This is a genomic window from Streptomyces akebiae, assembly GCF_019599145.1.
GTDB lineage: Bacteria > Actinomycetota > Actinomycetes > Streptomycetales > Streptomycetaceae > Streptomyces > Streptomyces akebiae.
Genome location: NZ_CP080647.1, coordinates 1,078,449 through 1,096,929 on the forward strand (window position 1 = coordinate 1,078,449; position 18,481 = coordinate 1,096,929).

Here is an 18,481-nt window from a genome sequence, read left to right on the forward strand (position 1 = left end):
TCGCCGATCGGGGGTCGCAGGCATGGTGCTCGTCATGGTTTTCGGGGTGGCACTGCTCATCGCGGTGCTGCTGTCAGGTCTGGCCGCCCGGACCGTTCTGTCGACATCGCTGCTGTTCCTGGTCGGCGGGGCGCTCGTCAGCGACGGCTTTCTGGGGCTGATCCACATCACGCCGGACAGCGAGATCGTGTCCGTGACCGCCGACCTCGCCCTGTTCGCGGTGCTGTTCACCGACGGCATGCACGTTTCCTTCCCCAAGCTGCGCGAGAACTGGCGCAACCCGGCCCGCGCGCTCGGGCTCGGCATGCCCCTGGCGTTCGTCGGCATGGCACTGATCACGCACTACGTGGTGGGTCTTGACTGGACGACCTCCTTCCTCGTCGGCGCCGTACTCGCGCCCACCGACCCGGTGTTCGCCTCCGCGATCGTCGGCCGCAAGGAAGTCCCGGCGAAACTGCGGCAGCTGCTGAACGTGGAGAGCGGCATCAACGACGGCCTCGCCCTTCCCGTCGTCCTCATCCTGATCGCCGCGGCCGGCCCGACCTCCGGGCACGCCGAGGCATCCCTGGGCAAGATCGCCCTGGAGCTGGTCCTCGGGCTGGTCTTCGGTATCGCCCTGCCCTACATCGTCATCGAACTCGTACGGTTCCGGCTGCTGGGCGCCGAACCCAAGCTGCAGCCGCTGCTGCCCCTGGCGATCGGGGTGACCCTGTACGCGGTCTGCCACCTCACGCACGCCAACCCCTACCTCGCCGCGTTCTCCGCCGGCGCCGTGCTGACCGCCCGGTCCCTGGAGGCGAAGGAGGCGTTCGAACCACTCGGCGAGGCGCTCGCCGAGCTGGCCAAGTTCGCGGCACTGCTGGTCTTCGGCGCGCTGCTGACACCATCGCTCTTCGGGGACCTGTCCTTCGGCGGATACGTCGCCGTGGTCCTCGCCATCGTGCTGATCCGCCCGGCCTCCCTGCTGCTCTCCCTGCTCGGCACGCGGTTCACCCGCCAGGAGAAGCTGGTCGCGGCCTGGTTCGGCCCGAAGGGCTTCGCGTCCGTGGTCTACGGGCTGCTCGTGCTGCAGGCCGGAATCCCGCAAGGCCAGGAAGCGTTCACCCTCATCGCCGTCTGCATCGCCTTCTCGATCATCGCGCACAGCTCCACCGACGTACCGATCGCCCGCCTCTTCGACGTGGACGACCTCGCCGGAATCCCCGCCGGACACAAGGGCGACGATCAGCGGCCCGAGGCCCACGTGGTGGCCTGAAGGAGCGGGGAGATGTGGCCCGGCGCGGTCGGACGCAGGACGCCGGAGCTCGGCCGGACCCGCTCACCGGGCAGAGACAGCAGGAGGGGCACCCTCGATGACCGGGTTCTCGGACGACGGCTCCCCTGACGGTCGACCGTTACGACTGAGCCGCGTCACCGCCGCCGCTCCGAACGGCCCGGTCGAGTTGGTCCTGACCGGCCCGTGCGGCCGTGTCATCGGCCGACTTCGTTTCCGTACCTGCCGGACGTGCCGCACCGGGCGCATCCTGAACCTCTGGATCTGCGACGAGTGGCAAAACCAAGGGCTGGGGCGAGAGCTCGTGTGTTTCCTGTTGGCCCAGTGTCGCGGCTACCGGTGGAACACCACCCTGCAGAGCCGCCGCGGGCGTGCGTTCTTCACGGCGATGGCCCAAGAAACCGCCGTGAGCCTGCACCACGGCAGCCCGTTGTGCCCCCATCTGATGGGCCGGCTCCGCCGGACCTGGCGCTGCCTGCCGCACACCCGCTGACGGCTTCTCTCCGCGCGGTCGGTCCTCCCGGCCCCTACCGGATCGCCCCACGCCGTCCGACCGGCCGTCAACGGTGCTTGATCACCAGGAGCTGCGGCCGGGGCGTAGGTGGATTTCTGACGGAAACCGGCATTCGGACCGTGGGGAACACTGCCGGGTTCCGGCAGTGCGGCCACCACGGCTGCGCGCGCAGGATAAGTGTGGGGAGCCTGGGCGGCGGTCCCGTGCCCTGCATCGTCTCGGCCTGCTGCACTGGGACCCCCGGTACTCACGAAGGGGTGTCGGCCGATGGCGACGGCACCGTACGCCAGAATTCGATGCTGGCGGTGGCGGCGAAACCCGCTACGGCGGCTCAGCGACGTCATCGAAGCCTGGATCATCCTCGCTGGATGGGTGTTGGCCCTGGCGGGCGGCCTGTACGCGGGGCTGGCAGGGGCAGACGCGGTCCAGCGGTCCGCCGACCGGCAGCGGACGGAGCGCCGCGAGGTGCCCGCTGCACTCGTGGAAGACGCCAAGGGCCAGGTGCCCGCCAGGGCAGCCGGCGATCCCCGGGTGTGGGCGACGGTCCGCTGGACCGCGCCGGACGGTTCGGCACGTACTGGTAAGGCCAGGGTGCCGGCCACCAGTCCTGCCGGCGAGCAGGTCACGGTCTGGATCGACAAGAGCGGTCACCTCACCGCCCCGCCCCTGACCGACGGGCAGGCGCGATCCCATGCGGCCGCCGGGGGGTTGCTGGTCGCCGTCGGGGCCGGTGGCATCGTCCTGGCCGCTGTCTCCGTCGCACGCTTCCACTTGAATCAGCGGCGGATGCGGCAGTGGGCCGTGGAGTGGGAGCGGATCGACACGCGGTGGGGGAGGAAAGCGGGCTGACCGGATCAGTCAGCCAGTGAGAGCGAGCGGGGCGCGGGGTCGGCCCCGCCAATCGGTCAGCCACTCATCGCGACCGGCCGCTGATGCCGTCAGCCTGGTCGACCGCCTGTGCTCGCGCGGCCCGCCGGTAGAACCACTCGCCCAGCTGCGATCCGGCCACCAGCCCTCCCGCGAAGACGAGGATTCCGCCCTGCACCACGGAAGCGAGAAAACCGGCGTCCGCGGAGTCCAGGTCGCTCCACCGCAGCAACGGGCCCGTCAGCCCGCCGAGCCAGATCACCAGCAGTGCGACACCCCGGACGCGGATACTCCAAGGGCTCGTACGGCTACGGACTCGCTTGGGTGCCCAGCCCCGCAGCGAGGCGACGGCCACGGGGAGGGCGAATGCCGACCAGCCGATCAGCCAGAGCCACAGAAACATCACTCGCACCTCCGTACGAACAGCCGCCCCGGCGGCGAAGAACCCGCACCCTTGCTCCGGTGCGATGCAAGACAGCTCCAGCGCCTTCTCGCACAAGCCCGGGCGGTTGGTTGCAGGACCGCCCGGGCTTTCTCTCTCGATGTCGGCGTCAGCCGGTGATCTCGACCTTCCCGTTGACCTCAGCGGGCGCCGTCGGCGCGGGCCGCGCGCCGCCGGCCCGCCCGGTGATGCTCTTCAACAGCTCAGCGACGTCGACTCCGGTGGTGGAACCGAGCAGTTCGAGGCCCTGGGCCACGTTGTCGGCGACCGTACGGGAGAGCTGGCTGGCGCCGTCGGTGGAGATCACCGTCATCTTGTCGATCGCGCTGAGGGGCTCAGATGCCTTGGCGACCACCTGCGGCAGCACCTCCACCAGCATCTGCAGCACGGCCGCGTCGCCGTACTGGGCGAACGCGTCGGCCTTCTTCTGCATCGCGTCGGCCTCTGCAGCCCCCTTCGCGCCGATGGCGGCGGCCTCCGCCTCACCCTCGATACGCACCGCCGCAGCGAGCGCGGCGCGCTGCGCCTTCTCCCCCTCACCGGTCAGCCTGGCCCGCTCGGCAGTGGCCTCGGCCTCCTTGACCAGCGCGATGCGGCGGGCCTCGGCCTCCTGCTCGGCCTGGTAGCGGGCGGCGTCGGCGGGCTTGCGGACCTTGGTGTCCAACTCTCGGTCGGTCAGCGCCGCCTGGCGGGTGGCGACCTTCTCCTGCTCGCTGAGCACCTCCTGCTGACGGGCAGCCTCGGCCAGCGGGCCGGCGGCAGCCGCGCGGGCTGCGGCCTCGTCGGTCTCGGCCTTGATCTCGGCCTGCTTCAGCGCGAACGTCCGCTGGGCGATCGCGATCTCCTCCTCGGCCTTCAACCGGGCCTGCTCGGCGGCACGCCGGGCGACGGCCTCGGCTATGTCGGCCTCCTGCTTGGCACGCGCGGCCTCCGGTCGGCCGAGGTCCTCCAGATAGGAGCCCTCGGTGGTGATGTCCTGGATCTGGAAGGCGTCCAGCACCAGTCCCTGCCCCGACAGGCTCGCCTCGGCCTCCTCAGCGACCTGCCCGGCGAACGCGGCCCGGTCCCGGATGATGTCCTCCACCGACATCCGGCCCACGATTGCGCGCAGCGCGCCGGAGAGTACTTCCTGGGTGAAGCCGACGATGCCGTCCTGCTGCATCAGGAACCGCTGCGCGGCGGCCCGGATCGAGTCCTCGGTGCCGCCCACCTTGACGATGGCGACACCCTCCAGGTGCGCCTTCACACCCCGCAGCGTGACCGCGCCCCGGACCGCGACCGGGATGTGCCTGGAGGACAGGTCGAGGGTGAACTTCTGCTGCACGAACGGCACGACGAACACCCCGCCGCCGACCACGACCTTCTGCCCGCTGTTGTCGGTGAAGACGCGGCCGGTCTCCGGGTCGGTGGCTTTCTTGCCGCGCCGCCCGGTGACGATGAACGCCTCGCTGGGACCCGCCACCTTGTAACGGGTGACCACGACGAGGCCGAGCAGGACCAGGAGTACGACGACCCCTACTACGGCGATGACCACTGGACTCATGGTGTCTTTCCCCTCAGCCCTCCCAGGGGACGGCAGATCGATGTGGGTTCGTGTGGATGCAAGAACGTCGATGTATCGGCTGTCGCGGCGCCCGGTGTACGGCGTGGTGTGGTGGGTCAGCGTTCGACCGGGCGTACGGAGACCGCCGTCTGCGACAGCGCCTCCTCCACCCAGATCTCGGCGCCTCGCGCCACCGGGACCGGGCTCTTGGCCGCAAGCTTCACCAGTTGCCCGGCCCGATGGACGAGCACCTCGCCGTAGCCGTCGGCCGGAATGGCCGTCACCACGGAGCCCGAAGCACCGATCAGGTCGTCGTCGCGCGGCGCGGCACCGGTCCGGTCGTTCAGCAGTGCGCGGCTGAGGCGGTACGCGAGCCAGCCCGTGGCGGCCCCTGCGGGCACTCCGATCGCGGTGGCACCGACCGCGCCAACCCCGGTGGCGCCCATGACGATCGCGCCGGAGAAGCCGAGCATGGACACAAAACCGGCGATGACCGGAAGCGACAGCCAGCCGTCGAAGAAACCGTCCAGCGCGTCGACGCCGTCGAAGAGACCCTCAAGAACACCGTCGAAAACGAGGGACAAGACCAGGAGTACGACTCCTGCTATGCCGAGACCCAGAAACCAGGTCATCCGCATTCACCGCCTCTCCCCCACTGTCACCGCGCCGGTGACCGCATGCTCACATATGGGCGATGCCAAAACGCTGCCTGGTCCCGGCAATCTTTACGCTCCCCTGATGCCGGTCTCTGCACAGCTTCCGTGCACCGCACACGTGACCCGGCCATGCCGGACAGCGCAGGGAGAGGGCCATGGGTGTGGCAGGGCCGGCCGGTTCCTACGGTGCGGCGGGGTCGGCCGGGCGGGGATGGCGGTCGAGGAGCTCGGCGAGACCCTGCCGGGTGGTGGCCGGCACGCCCCGGCCCTCGGGTGCAGGACATATCCGGGGTGCAGTTCCCAGACCAGCCCGGGAGGCCGGTCGTCCCCGTCGGTCGGATGTGCCGTGGCAAGGTCGGGCGCCGGTCGGCGGGAGCGGCGGCATCCAGGGCCAGGACGCGCCAGGCCCCGGGGTGGAAGGATGCGGCAACCGTGCGGCCCTCCAGTTGCGGATGCCCTGCGACGACGAGGGCGGCGAACAGCACCTTGCTTCAATGGCGAACAGGTCCAGCAGGGTGAGATAGGTGGCGTGCACGAGGTCGTCATCGGTGGTCAGCCAGGAGGCGACGGCGAGGCCGAAGACACACGAGATGAGCCCGGACAACGACCAGCGCAGCCGACGCGAGAACAACTGTCCGACCTCTCGCAGACCTGGTCATGGCCGACTCCCAGAGACGTTTGAGTGCGATGCCGACCAGACTTCCCGGCTCACCCGCGGGGCGGTGCAGCCACGTGGAGAGCCCCACGGCCGCTCCCGGACCTTGCCCGTCCGTCGGGGCGACGCGAGCCGCTGATCACATCCATCCGAGCCAAGCGGCATGGAAGAGAGTGCCGCGATGAGGTCAGCCCGCACGGGCGGCCTGCGGCCCGGTGTCTGGTGCGCGGGCTGTCAACGCCTTCGGTGGTGGCTGCCGGGCTCCGGCTCCGGCTCCGCCATGTACTCGGAACAGTGAGGGTTGTGGCAGGAGGCCGGGCCCCATACGGGCACGAACACTCCCAAGGTCTTGTGCCGTCTCGTGACAGTCATGGTCAGGGGCTGCTCACAGGCCGGGCACACCAGCGCCCCCTGAGGGCCGGTCTCATGCTCGGTTTTACTCATCCTTTAACCATAGAGCGCCCGGCCGCAGAAAGCAGACCGGCCACGTGCTCAGCCATCGTCCGCGCGACCGGCGGGTCCTTCGGGGCCGACGGGCCGATCCCCTTCCGCATGCCGCGAACCGGCACGTCCCGAGTCATCGGCAGCCGTGTCCGACCGTGTCGCCGTGTCCGACGGTGTCGCCTCGTCCGCCTGAACTTCAGGAGTTGAATGGGGCGCGGCCGGCCGTAGCAGACTGAGAACGACAGATCCGGCCAGCACCACGACGACGACCGCGAGGCTGATCGGGGACGGGATCTCCGGGACGCTGGAGCTGATCGTCTTGTGAGCCGCCTGGAAGACCAGTTTGACGCCGATGAAGCCGAGGATCACCGCCAGACCCATGTTCAGGTAGTGGAAGCGGTCGAGCAGTCCCGCGAGCAGGAAATACAAGGCGCGCAGACCCAGAATGGCGAAGGCGTTGCTGGTGTAGACGATGAAGAGGTCGTCACTGACGGCGAGGACCGCGGGCACGCTGTCGACGGCGAAGACGAGGTCGGCCGCCTCGATGGCGGCCACCACCGCGAGCAGCGGGGTGGCCACGCGCTTTCCGGCCTCCTTGACGGTGAACCTCATGCCCGCGTACTCGTCCCGAACGGGGATGACCTTGCGCAGCACCCGCAGAGTGAAGCTCTTACCGGGGTCGAAGCCCTCCTCGTCGCCCTTGAGGAGTTTGTAGGTGCTGTAGAAGAGCACCGCGGCGAAGGCGAACAGTACCGCGGTGAACCGGCTGACGACGGCAACACCGAGGGTGAGGAAGATCCCGCGGAAAACCAGGGCGCCCATGACGCCGAAGAACAGAACACGGTGCTGGTAGGCACGGGGAACGCGAAAGTAGGCGAAGATCACGGCGAAGACGAAGAGATTGTCGACGGACAGACTCTTCTCCAACAGCCACGCGGTGGTGTACTCGGTGCCGGCCGTCGTACCGAGGACGAGGAAGACGACCCCGCCGAAGACCACAGCGAGGCCCACCCATAGGGAACTCCAGGCGGCGGCCTCCTTGAAGCCGATGACATGTGCGGCACGATGGGCCAGCAGGTCCACCGCCAGCGACACCACCACCGTCGCGGCGAACACCACCCAAAGCCAGAGCGGGACCTCCAGCACGCCGGTCACCCTCTCCGTGGCCTACACGGACGCAGGCCCTCCTACTGAGTTTGTGGCATCTCACCGCGGAGAGCGACCCAGAGCCGGCGCCGTCCGCCCGTTCACCGGGCCGGGCGCCTGTGACACAACGGGGCCGGCATGAGGAGCCCCGAGTTCCGCAGCGGCCGATCTCGTGAGCTTCATCGCCTGCTTCTCGCCCTGCAAAATCCGACCCGGCGATGGCACGAGCCCGCCCGGTAGCCCCCTGGAGCAGGTATCGCCGACGCGCGGATGCCACGGCTCAAGAAGTCGAGCAGCGCCGCTCAGGCGACTCGACCGTGCGGATGGAGTTCCGCCTCACGGCGGCCGACCTGGAAGAAGCCGTTGACCTCGTCGTAGGCGCGGAGCAACTCCGTACCCCCGCGGGCGAGATCGTCGGTACCGCGTCGGCGGACCCTGACGACCGCGGTGGGGCCGTCCCGGGACACGACTTCGGCCCGGCCGCATCCGTCGTCAGCCCGTTCCGCACGGACGTGCAGGTCAGCCCGACGCAGTCCGGCCAGGACGGCCCGGGTTCATCGGGGTGCAGGCGGCGCAGCAGCCGTACGAGCACTCGCGTCACCCACCATGAGGCCAAGGCGGCGACGCCGAACACGGTGAGTCCGGTCAGCGCCCGTGCCGGCCCCGAGAGGGCGACCGGATCCAGCAGGACGGCCACACCGAGGCTGCAGGACCAGGCGAACCCCGTCCACAGCGAGAAGGCGACCGCCACCGGTACCCCGCCCAGCCCCCAGACGCCGAGGTCCGCGTCCCCGTCGAAGGTGTCGGAATCGGCCGCGCCCACCGCGACCAGCGACCAAAAGCCCAGGGCCGCCAAGAGGGGGACGGTGAACAGGAAGGTCGGAAAGCCTGTGACTGCCTCGAAGAACGTCCGCATCCCCAACCCCCGATCACACCCGTCCCGCGGCGGCCTCCGCGCAAGTACATGTGAGGAGCCGGATGCCGGACACCTGCCGATGTCCGGCATCGGACTCCCTCGCGGGCTCCCCTCGGCCCCATCCTGCCTGGGGTCGACTCCCCGGCGCACTGCCGACTCCCGGCAGTCCTCACCAGGCCGTTGATGCCGGTCCCACGCCAAGAAAGCCTCAAGGATCAGCTCGACCAGGGGACGTACCTCGGGCGGGCCGTGGCAGGCGACAGGCGCGTGACCCCACCCGGTGGACACCCCGCAGCCGGACCAAGCGCTGTTCGACATCTCGCGGTTTGCCGGGAGAGGCTCCCAGCCGGGGACCCACGGCCCCGCCGACGATCCGGTGGACCGTGCGGCCGAGCCCGGCGAGTATCCGCGCGGCAGCCAACGTCACCAGAGCAAGCCCCACCCGGTTGTCCGCACCAGGCAGGGGGCGTCGCAGCTGGGAAATCACGACGGCGCCTCCCTCGACCCGTCGCTCCTCGTCCCCTTCGTACGCGAGGTGGCGGACGGCCGGGCCGACCTGGTGCTCGGCCGGCGTCGCCCGCAGGGCCGCGGCGTGTGGCCCGCGCACGCCCGGGCCGGCAACCTCGCACTCGCCCGGATGCTGCGCCGCCGCACCGGACTGCGCCTGCACGACCTGGGCCCTCTGCGCGCCGCCCGTCGTGACTCACTCCTCGCCCTCGGCCTCACCGACCGGCGCAGCGGCTATCCGCTGCAGATGGTGGTGCGCGCCGCCGACGCGGGCTGGCGCGTCACCGAGCACGACGTGCCGTACCTGCCGCGCACCGGCGCCTCCAAGGTCACCGGCACCTGGCGGGGCACCTGGCAGGCGGTCCGGGACATGAGTCGCGTGCTGAACGAGACGTCCACGCCCGCCTCGGCGGAAGGAGTCCGCCGATGACCACGCTGCTCGTCATCGCCAAGGAGCCGAAGCCAGGCCGGGTGAAGACCCGGCTGTGCCCGCCCTTCACCCCCACCGAGGCGGCGGCGCTGGCCGAGGCCGCCCTTGTGGACACCCTGCGCGCGGTGTCCGCGACGCCCGCGCGCCGCCGCGTCCTGGTGCTCGCCGGGGAACCCGGTCCCTGGCTGCCGTCCGGCTTCGACGTAGTAGCGCAGTGCGCGGGCGGACTGGACGAACGGCTCGCCGCCGCCTTCGCCGACTGCGACGGCCCGGCCCTGCTCATCGGCATGGACACCCCCCAGGTCACCCCGGCCCTGCTGACCGTGGACCTCGCCGGATGCGACGCGTGCTTCGGTCGGGCCGAGGACGGCGGCTTCTGGGCGCTGGGGCTGGCCGAGCCGGACCCGGCACTCCTGCGCGGGGTCCCCATGTCGACGCCCGTCACCGGCGACGTGCAGCGCGCCCGGCTGGTCGCCGCCGGTCTACGCGTCCGCGACCTGCCGCTCCTCAGGGACGTCGACACGGCCGCCGACGCCGAAGCCGTCGCCGCGATCGCGCCGCGCAGCCGGTTCGCGCTGGAGCTGGCCCGGCTGCGAGCGGTCAGCGGCCGATGACCGGGCCGGGGCGGGACACCATGCGGCGGCCCTGGTCCTCGGACCCCTACTCCGACGCCCTGCGCACCGGCCGGGGACCGCTCCTCCTGCGACGTCGTGACGGCTGGCTGCTGCCCCTGGAGGTGGAGCGGTGGTGCGCGCGCGCCGACGCGGTGGATCTTCAGGTCCTGGAGAGGTGCGAGGGAGCCGTCCTCGACGTGGGGTGCGGGCCGGGACGGCTGGTCGCGGAACTCACCGCCCGCGGGCGGCCCACGCTGGGCATCGACGTCAGCCGGGCCGCCGTCGCCCACACCCTGCGGCTCGGCGGCCAAGCACTCACCCGCTCGGTGTTCGACTCCCTGCCCGGCGAGGGCCGCTGGGACACCGCGCTGCTCCTCGACGGCAACCTCGGCATCGGCGGCGATCCGTCCGCTCTCCTGCGCCGGCTGGCCGAACTGCTCACCCCCAGCGGCCTGTTGATCGCCGAGACGGTCCCGGTGGATGTGGACGAGAGTGCCGAGGTCCGCATCGTGAACGGTGCCGAGGCCGACAGCGGAGCCGAGGCCACGTTCCCCTGGGCCCGGCTCGGCACCCCGGCACTGCTGCGGCGCGCCCGCCCGCTCGGCTGGCGCGACACCGATCAGTGGACGGCGGGCGGGCGCTCCTTCGTCGCCCTGCGCAGCCGCACCACCAGCAGCAGCGCCGAACCACCGAACAGCAGGGCCGTGATCAGCAGCCAGCGGCCGAGGAACCCACTCGCCGACAGCGCGGTGGCGGACGCGTAACGGTCCGCCACCCGCCGGCTGATCAGCGGGAACCACACCAACAGCAGCAGCCCCGACAGGGCAGCCGGCACCCGCACGTACATGGCCCACTCGCGGCGGCCGGCCGCACCCGACGCCCGTACGACCGCGCGGTCCGCCGTCGCGTACAGCGGCAACAGCACGAGATCGTGCACCACCGTCGCACCCACGAACCACAGCAAGACCCCGAACCAGTCGTCCGCGAGCAGCCGCACCCCCGCGTACCCGGCGAGCGCGAACGTGCATGCCAGGAGCAGCAGTTGGAACGGGCCGCCCAGCGGCAGCCGGAACTTCCCCATCAGAGATCTCCGAACGTCATCCGGGCCACCCACTTGGTGTTGAGCACGCCGGGCGCGGCGGGCACGATGATCCGCGCCGGGTAGCCGTGGTCGGGGGACAGTCGCTCGCCGTTGACGTCCAGGGCGAGCAGGGAGCGCGGGTCGCGGACCTGATTGGCGCGCAGGGCGGCCCGGCGGAAGGCGCCGCGCCGCTGGAGGGACTCCACCAGGACATCGGGTGCCGCCTCGGCCTCGTACCCGACAAGGGCCGCGAGGTCACGCAGCCGTACGCCCCGCCACCACTGGTCGGAGGTGGACCAGCCCTCGACGCAGGCGATGGGCAACGCGGCGCTGTGCAACGGCAGTTCGACCAGTTCGGCCCGGCTGAGCCGTACGGTCCCGGAGGGCCCGGTGACGGCCAGCCGCCACACCTCCCCGCTCGTCTCCGCCGTGCTGATCCCCCGCGACGCGGCCGTCTTGTTGATCTGGAAGCCGTTCGGCCCGCTGCCCGGCTCGGCACCACCGTGCGGAGCGAGGAGGGCCGTCCGCCGCAACGGCCCGTCGAAGTTCTGCCCCACGGTCGTCCCGAACAGCAGCAGCGAGCCGCCCCCGACCAGCCAGACGGCGCCCCGCCGCGACACGGTGGGCTCCGCCGGGTCCGGGGGCACCAGCGAGGGCTCCTCCGAGGACACCGGCGGCGGTGCCCCTTCCCCGCCGCTCCCTCGCATCTGACGCAGGTTGCGTACGGCCGTAGGCGCCCTCAGCACCACGTGGACCGTGAACGCGGCGAAGAACACCCACGCCCCGTAGAAGTGCAGCGGGTAGAAGGAGCCGGGGAAGACGTAGTCGAGCTGGATGTTGAGCACGCCGGTCACGAACTCGAACAGCACCCCGCCGACCAGCAGAAGCAGCGAGATCCGCTCCAGAGCATGGGCGAGCGACCGCGCCGGAGGCAGCTGGAAGAGCCTGGGCACCACCGACCACAGCTTGGCCAGCAGGACCGGGACCAGCGCGATCCCGAGCGTGACATGGACGCCCTGGGTGAACCGGTACAGCCAGGACGGACCCGTCGGCCACGGGAAGAGGTAGAACCCGAGAACCCCCTTGTCCGGGGTCTTGTCGTTCACCGGCGACAGACCCGGGTTGTACGCGGCGTACGACAGCAGCCCGGTCACGAACAGTGCCGTGATCCCGGCGAGCAGCACCACACCGAGGAGAGAGGTGAACCAGGGGCCGCGCAGCGGGCTGCGCCAGAAAGCGGGTGAGGAAGGAGACCGTGCCATGCCCCGACGCTAGGCCCGGAGCACCCGGTGAGAGGGTGCGCGACTCATGACGAAAGGCTGACGTCCGCGCATGTCGAGGATCCACCGGCCCCCCTCCGGCCTAACGTCTCCGAGCGTGAACCGCGATCTCCGCCGCGACCTGTACGCCGTCGCCGCCGCCGCTCTGCTCGTCGTGACGGCCGCGCTGGCAGGCATCGCGATCAAGCGCGCCGAGGACGTCCTGCACGTCGGCTGGCCACCCCTGTACGCCAACTGGCTGCCCCACACCGGCCCCGGCACCCCCGCCGCGATCATCGTCGCCGCCGTCGTCGTCGCGTACGGCCCCGCACTGGCCGCCCGGCTGCCCTGGCGGCTCCTGCTGTGGACCGTGTGGGCCACCTCCACGGCCTGGACCTTCTCCCTCGCCCTCGTCGACGGCTGGCACCGCGGCGTCGCCCGCCGGCTGACGACCAGATACGAGTACCTCCAGGTCATCGACCGCTTCGACGACATACCCCACACCCTGCGGGACTTCACCCGCCACATCCTGCTCGGCTCCCCCGACCACTGGCCGCCGCACGTCGCCGGCCACCCGCCAGGCGCCACCCTCACCTTCGTCCTCCTCGACCGGATCGGCCTGGGCGGCGGAGCGTGGGCGGGCGCCTTCGTCATCACCGTCGGAGCGACCACCGCGGCCGCGGTCCTCGTCACCGCGCGAACCCTCACGAGCGAGGCCCTCGCACGCAGGGCCGCCCCCTTCCTCGTCCTGGCGCCGGCGGCAGTATGGGCGGGCACGTCGGCGGACGGGTACTTCGCGGCGGTCGCCGCCTGGGCCGTGGCGTTCCTCGCCCTCGCGGTGACGGACCACCGACCACGGGCGACCGCCTTCACCGCCGGGCTCCTCCTCGGTCTCACCGTTTACCTGTCGTACGGCCTCACCCTCTTCGCCGTGATGGCCGCCACCGTCCTGCTGCTCGGCTCCCGGCGGCTGCCGATCCTCCCGTACACGATCGCCGGACTCGCCGTCGTCCCGCTCGCGTTCACCATGGCGGGCTTCAACTGGTGGGAGGCATACCACCTGCTGGTCGAGCGCTACCACCAGGGCGCCGGTGGCTTCCGCCCGTACGGCTACTGGGTGTGGGCCAATCTCGCCTGCACGGTCCTGGTCGTGGGCCCCGCCACGGTGGCGGGCCTTCGCCGCACCGGCGCCCTCCTCGCCCGGTGGCGCAAGTCCCCCGCCGCCGAGCGCCGTATGGGGCTGTTGCTGGGCTCCGCGCTGCTCATGCTGCTCATCGCCGACCTGTCCGGGATGAGCAAGGCGGAGACGGAACGGATCTGGCTGCCGTTCGCGATGTGGCTGCTCGCGGCAGGCGCCTTCCTCGACCGACCCCGCGCCTGGCTGACGGCCCAGGCGGCGCTCGGCCTGCTCCTCAACCACCTCCTGCTGACCGGCTGGTGAGTGCTCTCGCACCAGCCGGTTCAGCAGCGACCGGGCACGGCCACATCCTTGATCGCTGGGCGTATCGCTCATATGTGCGAGTTGGACGCGGCTCGACAGCAGCTCGGCTCACGTCGAGCCCGCGCCCTGGACCTGCTGTCCCACCTCGTCGCGCACCGGGACCGTGTGGTGCCGAAGAACGAGCACCGTGCACCGACGGGCCTACCAGTTCGTTGCCCCGACGACGGCAGTGGGAGACGGTCCGGCCACCGGATTCAGCCAGAGTGCCGCTGTCGGGCCTGCGACGGCCGACGGCCCGCGCGGCGCCGACCGTCAGACCATCCGGTTCTGCCGGTCCGGCGACGGCACCCGCGTCGCCCACGCCACGGTCGGTTCGGGACCGCCCTTGCTCAAGGCCGCCAACGACGGCACCAGGACGTCCGGTCGGATCCGGACTCGGGCGGGGGCCGGCGCTGCTGCTCGGAGCGGTTCCCGCACAGGCCAACGCCACCACCGAGCTGGTCTCGGCGGACGGCCAGACGGTCACGTTCGCCACGGACGACAGCAGCCGGGGTGTAAGCCGCGGCGTCACGTTCGTGGTCAATTCGGCCGACAACTGGCGGATCACGGGCAGCAGGGCCAACTCGCATCTCCTCGACCGCAGGTTCCACTGGACCTGTGACCTGAACTGGGACGCCGCGTCCGTCTCGCACGCGACCGGGACGAGGCCGTGCCCGGCGAGAAGACCCGCACCATCAGCTCGGCGGCGCACGACCGAACGTGCCGTGGGCGGCGTCGGAACCGGCCGGCCCCGGGACCCGCGCGCAATCTCCCGTCGCCCGACACACCGGGCTGTCGGGGATGAGCGCTGTCTCCCCGCTGCGCGAGCCGAGAATCGCCGCCCACACGCGGACCGAGCCGTTCAGTAGCCTTTCGACGGCCGGTCCACCACAGCTCTGTCGGCTCGGCCCGGTCGAGCTGCGGTCGCACGCTGTCAGAGGCGGGCGAGCTCGGCGGCGCCGAATGAGACGTCGAAACGGTCGCACCAGATACTCACGCTGTTGTAGCTCGACCAGTCCACGTCACTGGGCAGCGCGTAGTTCTGGCTTCCCTTGTTGCCTTTGAGCTTGCCGAGGCTGACGTACTTTCCGTCGTCGAAGACGTGCCACCCGGCCTTCCCCTGTTTCACCGGCGCGTCGGTCAGCCAGACACGCAGGTCGGGTCCATTGCTGGTGTCGAGGTTCTCCAGCCGGACGACGTGGGAGCCGTCGGTCAGCCGTACGAGCTTCACGGTGCCCGATGTCGTGTGCTCGTGGCTGATCAGCTCACCGCTCATCACCGTCTGCGGCCCCGTCGGCGTGGTGGGCGTCCGGGAGGGCGCCGCCGCAGGAGGAGTGGAGGTTTCCACCGCCTGGGGCAGGGCCTCCTCGACGGTCTCGTCCTGCCACAGCTTCCACGGCTGGAACCAGTACGAACCGATGCCGGCTCCGGCGACCGCGGCCATCAGCACCACGATGACCCACGGCCTGCTCAGTGGCTTTCGCACGCGCCCGTCCCCCGCCTCTCCTCCTGGAAATTACCTGTCGCTCCACATTCAACAGAAACGGACGGCCGTCCCGTACCCCGGAGGTGATGACGGAATGCTTACGGCGGCCTCTCTCTCGCGCACGGGTGGGAGCCCGGTGCCGTGAGCGGGGCTGGAGTCGGCCGCCATGAGACGAAGCACAGGCCCGGCTCAGCGGTGCTCGGGATTGTCCGCCCCCGGCCGGCAGCCGGCGTCCCACTCCGAGCGCTGGTTGCCATGGGCCGGGACACCCCCGGCGCGTTTGAGCATGGCCGCCAGGTGCATCAGGTTCCAGGTCATGAAGGCGGTGTTGCGGTTGGTGAAATCGTTCTCCGGGCCACCCGAATTCGGGTCCAGGTAGGAGGGGCCGGGGCCCGCCGCTCCGATCCAGCCCGCGTCGGCCTGCGGCGGGATGGTGTAGCCGAGGTGCTGCAGGCTGTAGAGGACGTTCATGGCGCAGTGCTTGACCCCGTCCTCGTTACCGGTGATCAGACAACCACCGACCCGCCCGTAATAGGCGTACTGCCCTTGCGCGTTGAGCAGACTGGAGCAGCTGTACAGGCGCTCGATGACCTGTTTGGTGACGGAGCTGTTGTCACCCAGCCAGATGGGCCCGGCCAGGACCAGGATGTCCGCGGCCATCACCCGCTCGTACAGCGCGGGCCAGGCGTCGGTGGCGAAGCCGTGCTCGGTCATGTCCGGGTACACGCCCGGCGCGATGTCCTGGTCGACCGCTCGGACGAGTTCCGTGGTCACCCCCTGCGCTTCCATGATCGCCCGGCTCTTGGCCACGAGTCCCTCGGTGTGACTGACCTGGGGTGAAGGCTTGAGCGTGCAGTTGACGAAGAGCGCGTGCAGGTCATCGAAGCGGTACCTGTCCTCGGTGGACGGGGCGGACGGTGCGGCCATGGCGAGTTCCCGGGCAGGAGAGCGGACAGGGTTCGGGGCGGCACTCCGCGTGCCCCTTGAAGCAGCTTCTCGCGGAGTGCGCGCCGGGTCCCGCTGCGACGCACCGGCCGAGGCACGTGAGGGTCGTCCGGGAGTTCGTCGTGCGCCTGCTTCCCGCCCCGAGGATGCCGGAGGCGTAACAGAGCTGCCGGATCCCGTTCGGCCGAAGGCGAAGGGCAACACGATGGCCGTCGACGTGTCAGCGGAGCGCCTCATCCCGCTCCCGCCCGAAGTGGTGGCCGGGTATGCCATGGACTGGCGCCACGACGCCGAGTGGACACGTGGGATCCGCACCGCGGAGCTGACGCGGGAGGCGGATGGGGGCGGCTTCGTCGTGGGTGCCGAGGTCACACGGACGGCGTACTTCCTCGGCCGACGCATGGACTACGTCCTGCGCGTGGCCGCGTACGAGCCGCCTCGGCTGCCGGACGTGGTCTCCGTGGCCGGCCCTCTCCGCGCACCGCGCTCCCTGCCGGGCCCGATCGTCATGACCCGCTGACGCCGGTCAGGGACGCTGGTCCCCGACTGGTCCTCAAGAATGATCAAGGGCCGGTTTCGGATGCCTCCGAAACCGGCCCTGACCTGTAACTGTCTCCAGTCGGGACGACAGGATTTGAACCTGCGACCCCTTGACCCCCAGTCAAGTGCGCTACCAAGCTGCGCCACGTCCCGTCGCGCTCGTCACGGTGTTCCGTGTGAACGCGCAGGTAAACCCTACCCTACGTGCCCATGACGTCGAGTCCGGGCCGGTGTGGCGAGGCGCGGGCGAGGTCGGCCCGGACCCGGGAGCGGATGTGCTGGATCAACGCCGCCAGGTCGGCGCAGTACACGGACGGATTGCGGAAGCCGCTGCCGGGGGCGTACCGGTGGGCGAAGAGTCCGCCCCCGCACACGGCGACCAGGGGGCAGCGTCCGCAGGTGGGTCCCAGTCCGACGGCGCCCGACTGCCTCTGACGGACCAGGGGTTCGTCCAGGACGTCGTCGAAACTGTGGCGGAACACGTCGAGCCCCGTCTCCGGCGCCCCTTCGTACGCGACCTTGAGGGAGTCGGACTGCTCGATGGAACCGTCGGTCTCGACGACGGCCAGCGTGGCGGGGGCCAGACCGACGGACTCGGTGCGCATCGCCCCCCCGAGGACACCGGCCATCAGCTCTTCGAAGAGCCGGATGCCCGTCTCCCGTCCGGGTGCGTCGTACCAACGGTCGAACACGCCCCGCAACCAGTCGGCGTAGGGAGTCCTGCCCGTGCGGGCCGTCGCTCCCCGGGTGGCCACCGGCGGGGCGGTGGGTATCCGCCGTCGACGAAAGGCGAGACCCGGGGGTGGGGTCTCCCAAGTGCCGTGCGGCAGGAGGAGGTCGATGCGCGGAGGTCGCGAGGCCAGGAGCGCCTCGTAGGTCTCGACCGGGTCGTTGGCCAGGTCGACGGTGCACAGCAGACCCGCGTACAGGTGCCGGTACTCGGGCGCGACGAGCCGGGCGAGGCCGCTCATCACCTGTCCATGGCTCCCCCCGCCCTTCGGGAAGCGCCGATGCCGGTCGTGTCCCGCCCGGGTGCCGTCGAGGCTGACGCTGACGCCGACCCGGTGGCGCCGCAGCACGTCCAGGATGTCGGGGGTGAGGAGCACGCCGTTGGTCTGCAGGGAGAAGCGGACGGGCACCCCCGCCTCCGCCAGCCCTCGCCCGAGGACCCCGAGCAGTTCCCCGAGCTGTCCGGCCCCGAGCAACAGCGGTTCCCCACCGTGCAGCACGACACGCACATCGGGCAGCCGGTGGGCCACGGCGTGCTCGGCGACCCGCCGGACCACCTGCTCGGCGACGGCCACGTCCATCACCCGGGGTTTGGCCTGCCAGCTGGTGTCGGCGGAGTGGTAGACGTAGCAGTAGTCACAGTCGAGGTTGCAGCGGCTGTGCACCTTGAGGATGAACTGGCGCAGGGACACCGGAGGTTGCGGTACCGGCGGAGTGGTCACCGCATCGGCGCTTCAAAATCGATCGACGACTCGAACTCGGCGAAGTGTGTGCCGTCCGGATCGATGGCCTCGTGTTCGAGGCGGCGTAGGACGTGTCCCAGAGCGTTGTCCGCGACGACGAGGTCGGGGCGTGCGGGGGCGGTTGACGGAACCATAGGGCTGACACCGTTCTCCCGGGAATCCGAACAGATGGGGGAAGCGTGCGGCGACGGCGATCACGCCGTGACTTCGA

At 70.7% G+C, this 18,481-nt stretch carries 17 protein-coding genes, 1 tRNA gene and 2 pseudogenes; 8 read left to right on the plus strand and 12 right to left on the minus strand.

The features are described from left to right. The first annotated feature begins 22 nt into the window (after positions 1-22). From K1J60_RS04760 to K1J60_RS04770, 3 genes are all read left to right on the plus strand, one after another. On the plus strand, positions 23-1,255 hold the full coding sequence (locus K1J60_RS04760; RefSeq protein WP_220645061.1) for a cation:proton antiporter: 1,233 nt from the start codon (positions 23-25) through the stop codon (positions 1,253-1,255). A gap of 97 nt (positions 1,256-1,352) precedes the next feature. Continuing rightward, positions 1,353-1,766: a GNAT family N-acetyltransferase gene (locus K1J60_RS04765; RefSeq protein ID WP_220645062.1), complete on the plus strand. Its 414-nt coding sequence runs from the start codon at positions 1,353-1,355 to the stop codon at positions 1,764-1,766. Positions 1,767-2,054: 288 nt separating this feature from the next. Further along, a complete protein-coding gene (locus K1J60_RS04770) occupies positions 2,055-2,636 on the plus strand; it encodes an Rv1733c family protein (RefSeq protein ID WP_220645063.1) in 582 nt (193 codons plus the stop codon). Between the two features lie 64 nt (positions 2,637-2,700). Here the strand turns inward: K1J60_RS04770 and K1J60_RS04775 are convergent, their stop codons facing one another. The 6 genes and pseudogenes from K1J60_RS04775 to K1J60_RS04795 all read right to left on the minus strand — a co-directional run bounded on the left by K1J60_RS04775 (position 2,701) and on the right by K1J60_RS04795 (position 8,007). Then, on the minus strand, positions 2,701-3,057 hold the full coding sequence (locus K1J60_RS04775; protein ID WP_220645064.1) for a hypothetical protein: 357 nt from the start codon (positions 3,055-3,057) through the stop codon (positions 2,701-2,703). A 148-nt stretch (positions 3,058-3,205) separates the two neighbouring features. Beyond that, positions 3,206-4,639, minus strand: a complete 1,434-nt coding sequence (locus K1J60_RS04780) for a flotillin family protein (RefSeq protein WP_220645065.1) — start codon at positions 4,637-4,639, stop codon at positions 3,206-3,208. A gap of 116 nt (positions 4,640-4,755) precedes the next feature. Continuing rightward, a complete protein-coding gene (locus K1J60_RS04785) occupies positions 4,756-5,271 on the minus strand; it encodes a hypothetical protein (protein WP_220645066.1) in 516 nt (171 codons plus the stop codon). Between the two features lie 205 nt (positions 5,272-5,476). After that, positions 5,477-5,780 (minus strand): annotated as a pseudogene (locus K1J60_RS45630) (potassium transporter TrkA); the annotation flags it as partial. A 662-nt stretch (positions 5,781-6,442) separates the two neighbouring features. Further along, entirely contained in the window at positions 6,443-7,540 is a 1,098-nt protein-coding gene (locus K1J60_RS04790; RefSeq protein ID WP_220651275.1) for a TerC family protein, read from the minus strand. Between the two features lie 302 nt (positions 7,541-7,842). After that, positions 7,843-8,007 carry a hypothetical protein gene (locus K1J60_RS04795; RefSeq protein ID WP_220645067.1) on the minus strand — a complete coding sequence of 55 codons (165 nt, stop codon included), beginning with the start codon at positions 8,005-8,007 and terminating at the stop codon, positions 7,843-7,845. A 729-nt stretch (positions 8,008-8,736) separates the two neighbouring features. On the opposite strand from K1J60_RS04795, the gene K1J60_RS04800 reads away from it, so the two are divergent. The 3 genes from K1J60_RS04800 to K1J60_RS04810 are packed head-to-tail and all read left to right on the plus strand — an operon-like array spanning position 8,737 to position 10,771. Then, positions 8,737-9,393 carry a glycosyltransferase family protein gene (locus K1J60_RS04800; RefSeq protein WP_259407557.1) on the plus strand — a complete coding sequence of 219 codons (657 nt, stop codon included), beginning with the start codon at positions 8,737-8,739 and terminating at the stop codon, positions 9,391-9,393. Next, complete coding sequence (locus K1J60_RS04805; protein ID WP_220645068.1) at positions 9,390-10,007, plus strand: TIGR04282 family arsenosugar biosynthesis glycosyltransferase; 618 nt, start codon at positions 9,390-9,392, stop codon at positions 10,005-10,007. Before K1J60_RS04800 ends, K1J60_RS04805 begins: the two co-directional genes overlap by 4 nt. Then, on the plus strand, positions 10,004-10,771 hold the full coding sequence (locus K1J60_RS04810) for a methyltransferase domain-containing protein (protein ID WP_220645069.1): 768 nt from the start codon (positions 10,004-10,006) through the stop codon (positions 10,769-10,771). Before K1J60_RS04805 ends, K1J60_RS04810 begins: the two co-directional genes overlap by 4 nt. A gap of 316 nt (positions 10,772-11,087) precedes the next feature. Here the strand turns inward: K1J60_RS04810 and K1J60_RS04815 are convergent, their stop codons facing one another. Continuing rightward, positions 11,088-12,350 carry a molybdopterin-dependent oxidoreductase gene (locus tag K1J60_RS04815; RefSeq protein ID WP_220645070.1) on the minus strand — a complete coding sequence of 421 codons (1,263 nt, stop codon included), beginning with the start codon at positions 12,348-12,350 and terminating at the stop codon, positions 11,088-11,090. Positions 12,351-12,465: 115 nt separating this feature from the next. Here K1J60_RS04815 and K1J60_RS04820 point away from each other — a divergent pair, with 115 nt between their 5' ends. Further along, on the plus strand, positions 12,466-13,788 hold the full coding sequence (locus K1J60_RS04820; protein ID WP_220645071.1) for a hypothetical protein: 1,323 nt from the start codon (positions 12,466-12,468) through the stop codon (positions 13,786-13,788). 973 nt (positions 13,789-14,761) lie between these two features. On the opposite strand, the gene K1J60_RS04825 is transcribed toward K1J60_RS04820, so the two are convergent. Then, positions 14,762-15,271: a DM13 domain-containing protein gene (locus K1J60_RS04825; protein WP_220651276.1), complete on the minus strand. Its 510-nt coding sequence runs from the start codon at positions 15,269-15,271 to the stop codon at positions 14,762-14,764. 231 nt (positions 15,272-15,502) lie between these two features. Further along, a complete protein-coding gene (locus tag K1J60_RS04830; RefSeq protein ID WP_220645072.1) occupies positions 15,503-16,240 on the minus strand; it encodes a flavodoxin family protein in 738 nt (245 codons plus the stop codon). Between the two features lie 223 nt (positions 16,241-16,463). On the opposite strand from K1J60_RS04830, the pseudogene K1J60_RS04835 reads away from it, so the two are divergent. Continuing rightward, positions 16,464-16,733: pseudogene (locus K1J60_RS04835) on the plus strand (SRPBCC family protein); the annotation flags it as partial. A gap of 144 nt (positions 16,734-16,877) precedes the next feature. Here K1J60_RS04835 and K1J60_RS04840 read toward each other — a convergent pair. The 3 genes from K1J60_RS04840 to K1J60_RS04850 form a co-directional block, all read right to left on the minus strand. Next, positions 16,878-16,951: transfer RNA gene (locus K1J60_RS04840), tRNA-Pro, on the minus strand. Positions 16,952-16,998: 47 nt separating this feature from the next. Next, a complete protein-coding gene (locus K1J60_RS04845; protein ID WP_259407558.1) occupies positions 16,999-18,219 on the minus strand; it encodes an FxsB family cyclophane-forming radical SAM/SPASM peptide maturase in 1,221 nt (406 codons plus the stop codon). Positions 18,220-18,245: 26 nt separating this feature from the next. Continuing rightward, the gene (locus tag K1J60_RS04850; RefSeq protein WP_220645074.1) at positions 18,246-18,404 is read right to left on the minus strand and encodes a hypothetical protein; all 159 of its coding nucleotides are present in this window, start codon (positions 18,402-18,404) and stop codon (positions 18,246-18,248) included. Positions 18,405-18,481: the final 77 nt, after the last annotated feature.

Coding starts and splice junctions, on each gene's coding strand:
- K1J60_RS04760 (WP_220645061.1), top strand. CDS start 23: ATGGTGCTCGTCATGGTTTTCGGGGTGGCACTGCTCATCGCGGTGCTG.
- K1J60_RS04765 (WP_220645062.1), top strand. CDS start 1,353: ATGACCGGGTTCTCGGACGACGGCTCCCCTGACGGTCGACCGTTACGA.
- K1J60_RS04770 (WP_220645063.1), top strand. CDS start 2,055: ATGGCGACGGCACCGTACGCCAGAATTCGATGCTGGCGGTGGCGGCGA.
- K1J60_RS04775 (WP_220645064.1), bottom strand. CDS start 3,057: ATGTTTCTGTGGCTCTGGCTGATCGGCTGGTCGGCATTCGCCCTCCCC.
- K1J60_RS04780 (WP_220645065.1), bottom strand. CDS start 4,639: ATGAGTCCAGTGGTCATCGCCGTAGTAGGGGTCGTCGTACTCCTGGTC.
- K1J60_RS04785 (WP_220645066.1), bottom strand. CDS start 5,271: ATGACCTGGTTTCTGGGTCTCGGCATAGCAGGAGTCGTACTCCTGGTC.
- K1J60_RS04805 (WP_220645068.1), top strand. CDS start 9,390: ATGACCACGCTGCTCGTCATCGCCAAGGAGCCGAAGCCAGGCCGGGTG.
- K1J60_RS04810 (WP_220645069.1), top strand. CDS start 10,004: ATGACCGGGCCGGGGCGGGACACCATGCGGCGGCCCTGGTCCTCGGAC.
- K1J60_RS04815 (WP_220645070.1), bottom strand. CDS start 12,350: ATGGCACGGTCTCCTTCCTCACCCGCTTTCTGGCGCAGCCCGCTGCGC.
- K1J60_RS04825 (WP_220651276.1), bottom strand. CDS start 15,271: ATGGCCGCGGTCGCCGGAGCCGGCATCGGTTCGTACTGGTTCCAGCCG.
- K1J60_RS04830 (WP_220645072.1), bottom strand. CDS start 16,240: ATGGCCGCACCGTCCGCCCCGTCCACCGAGGACAGGTACCGCTTCGAT.
- K1J60_RS04850 (WP_220645074.1), bottom strand. CDS start 18,404: ATGGTTCCGTCAACCGCCCCCGCACGCCCCGACCTCGTCGTCGCGGAC.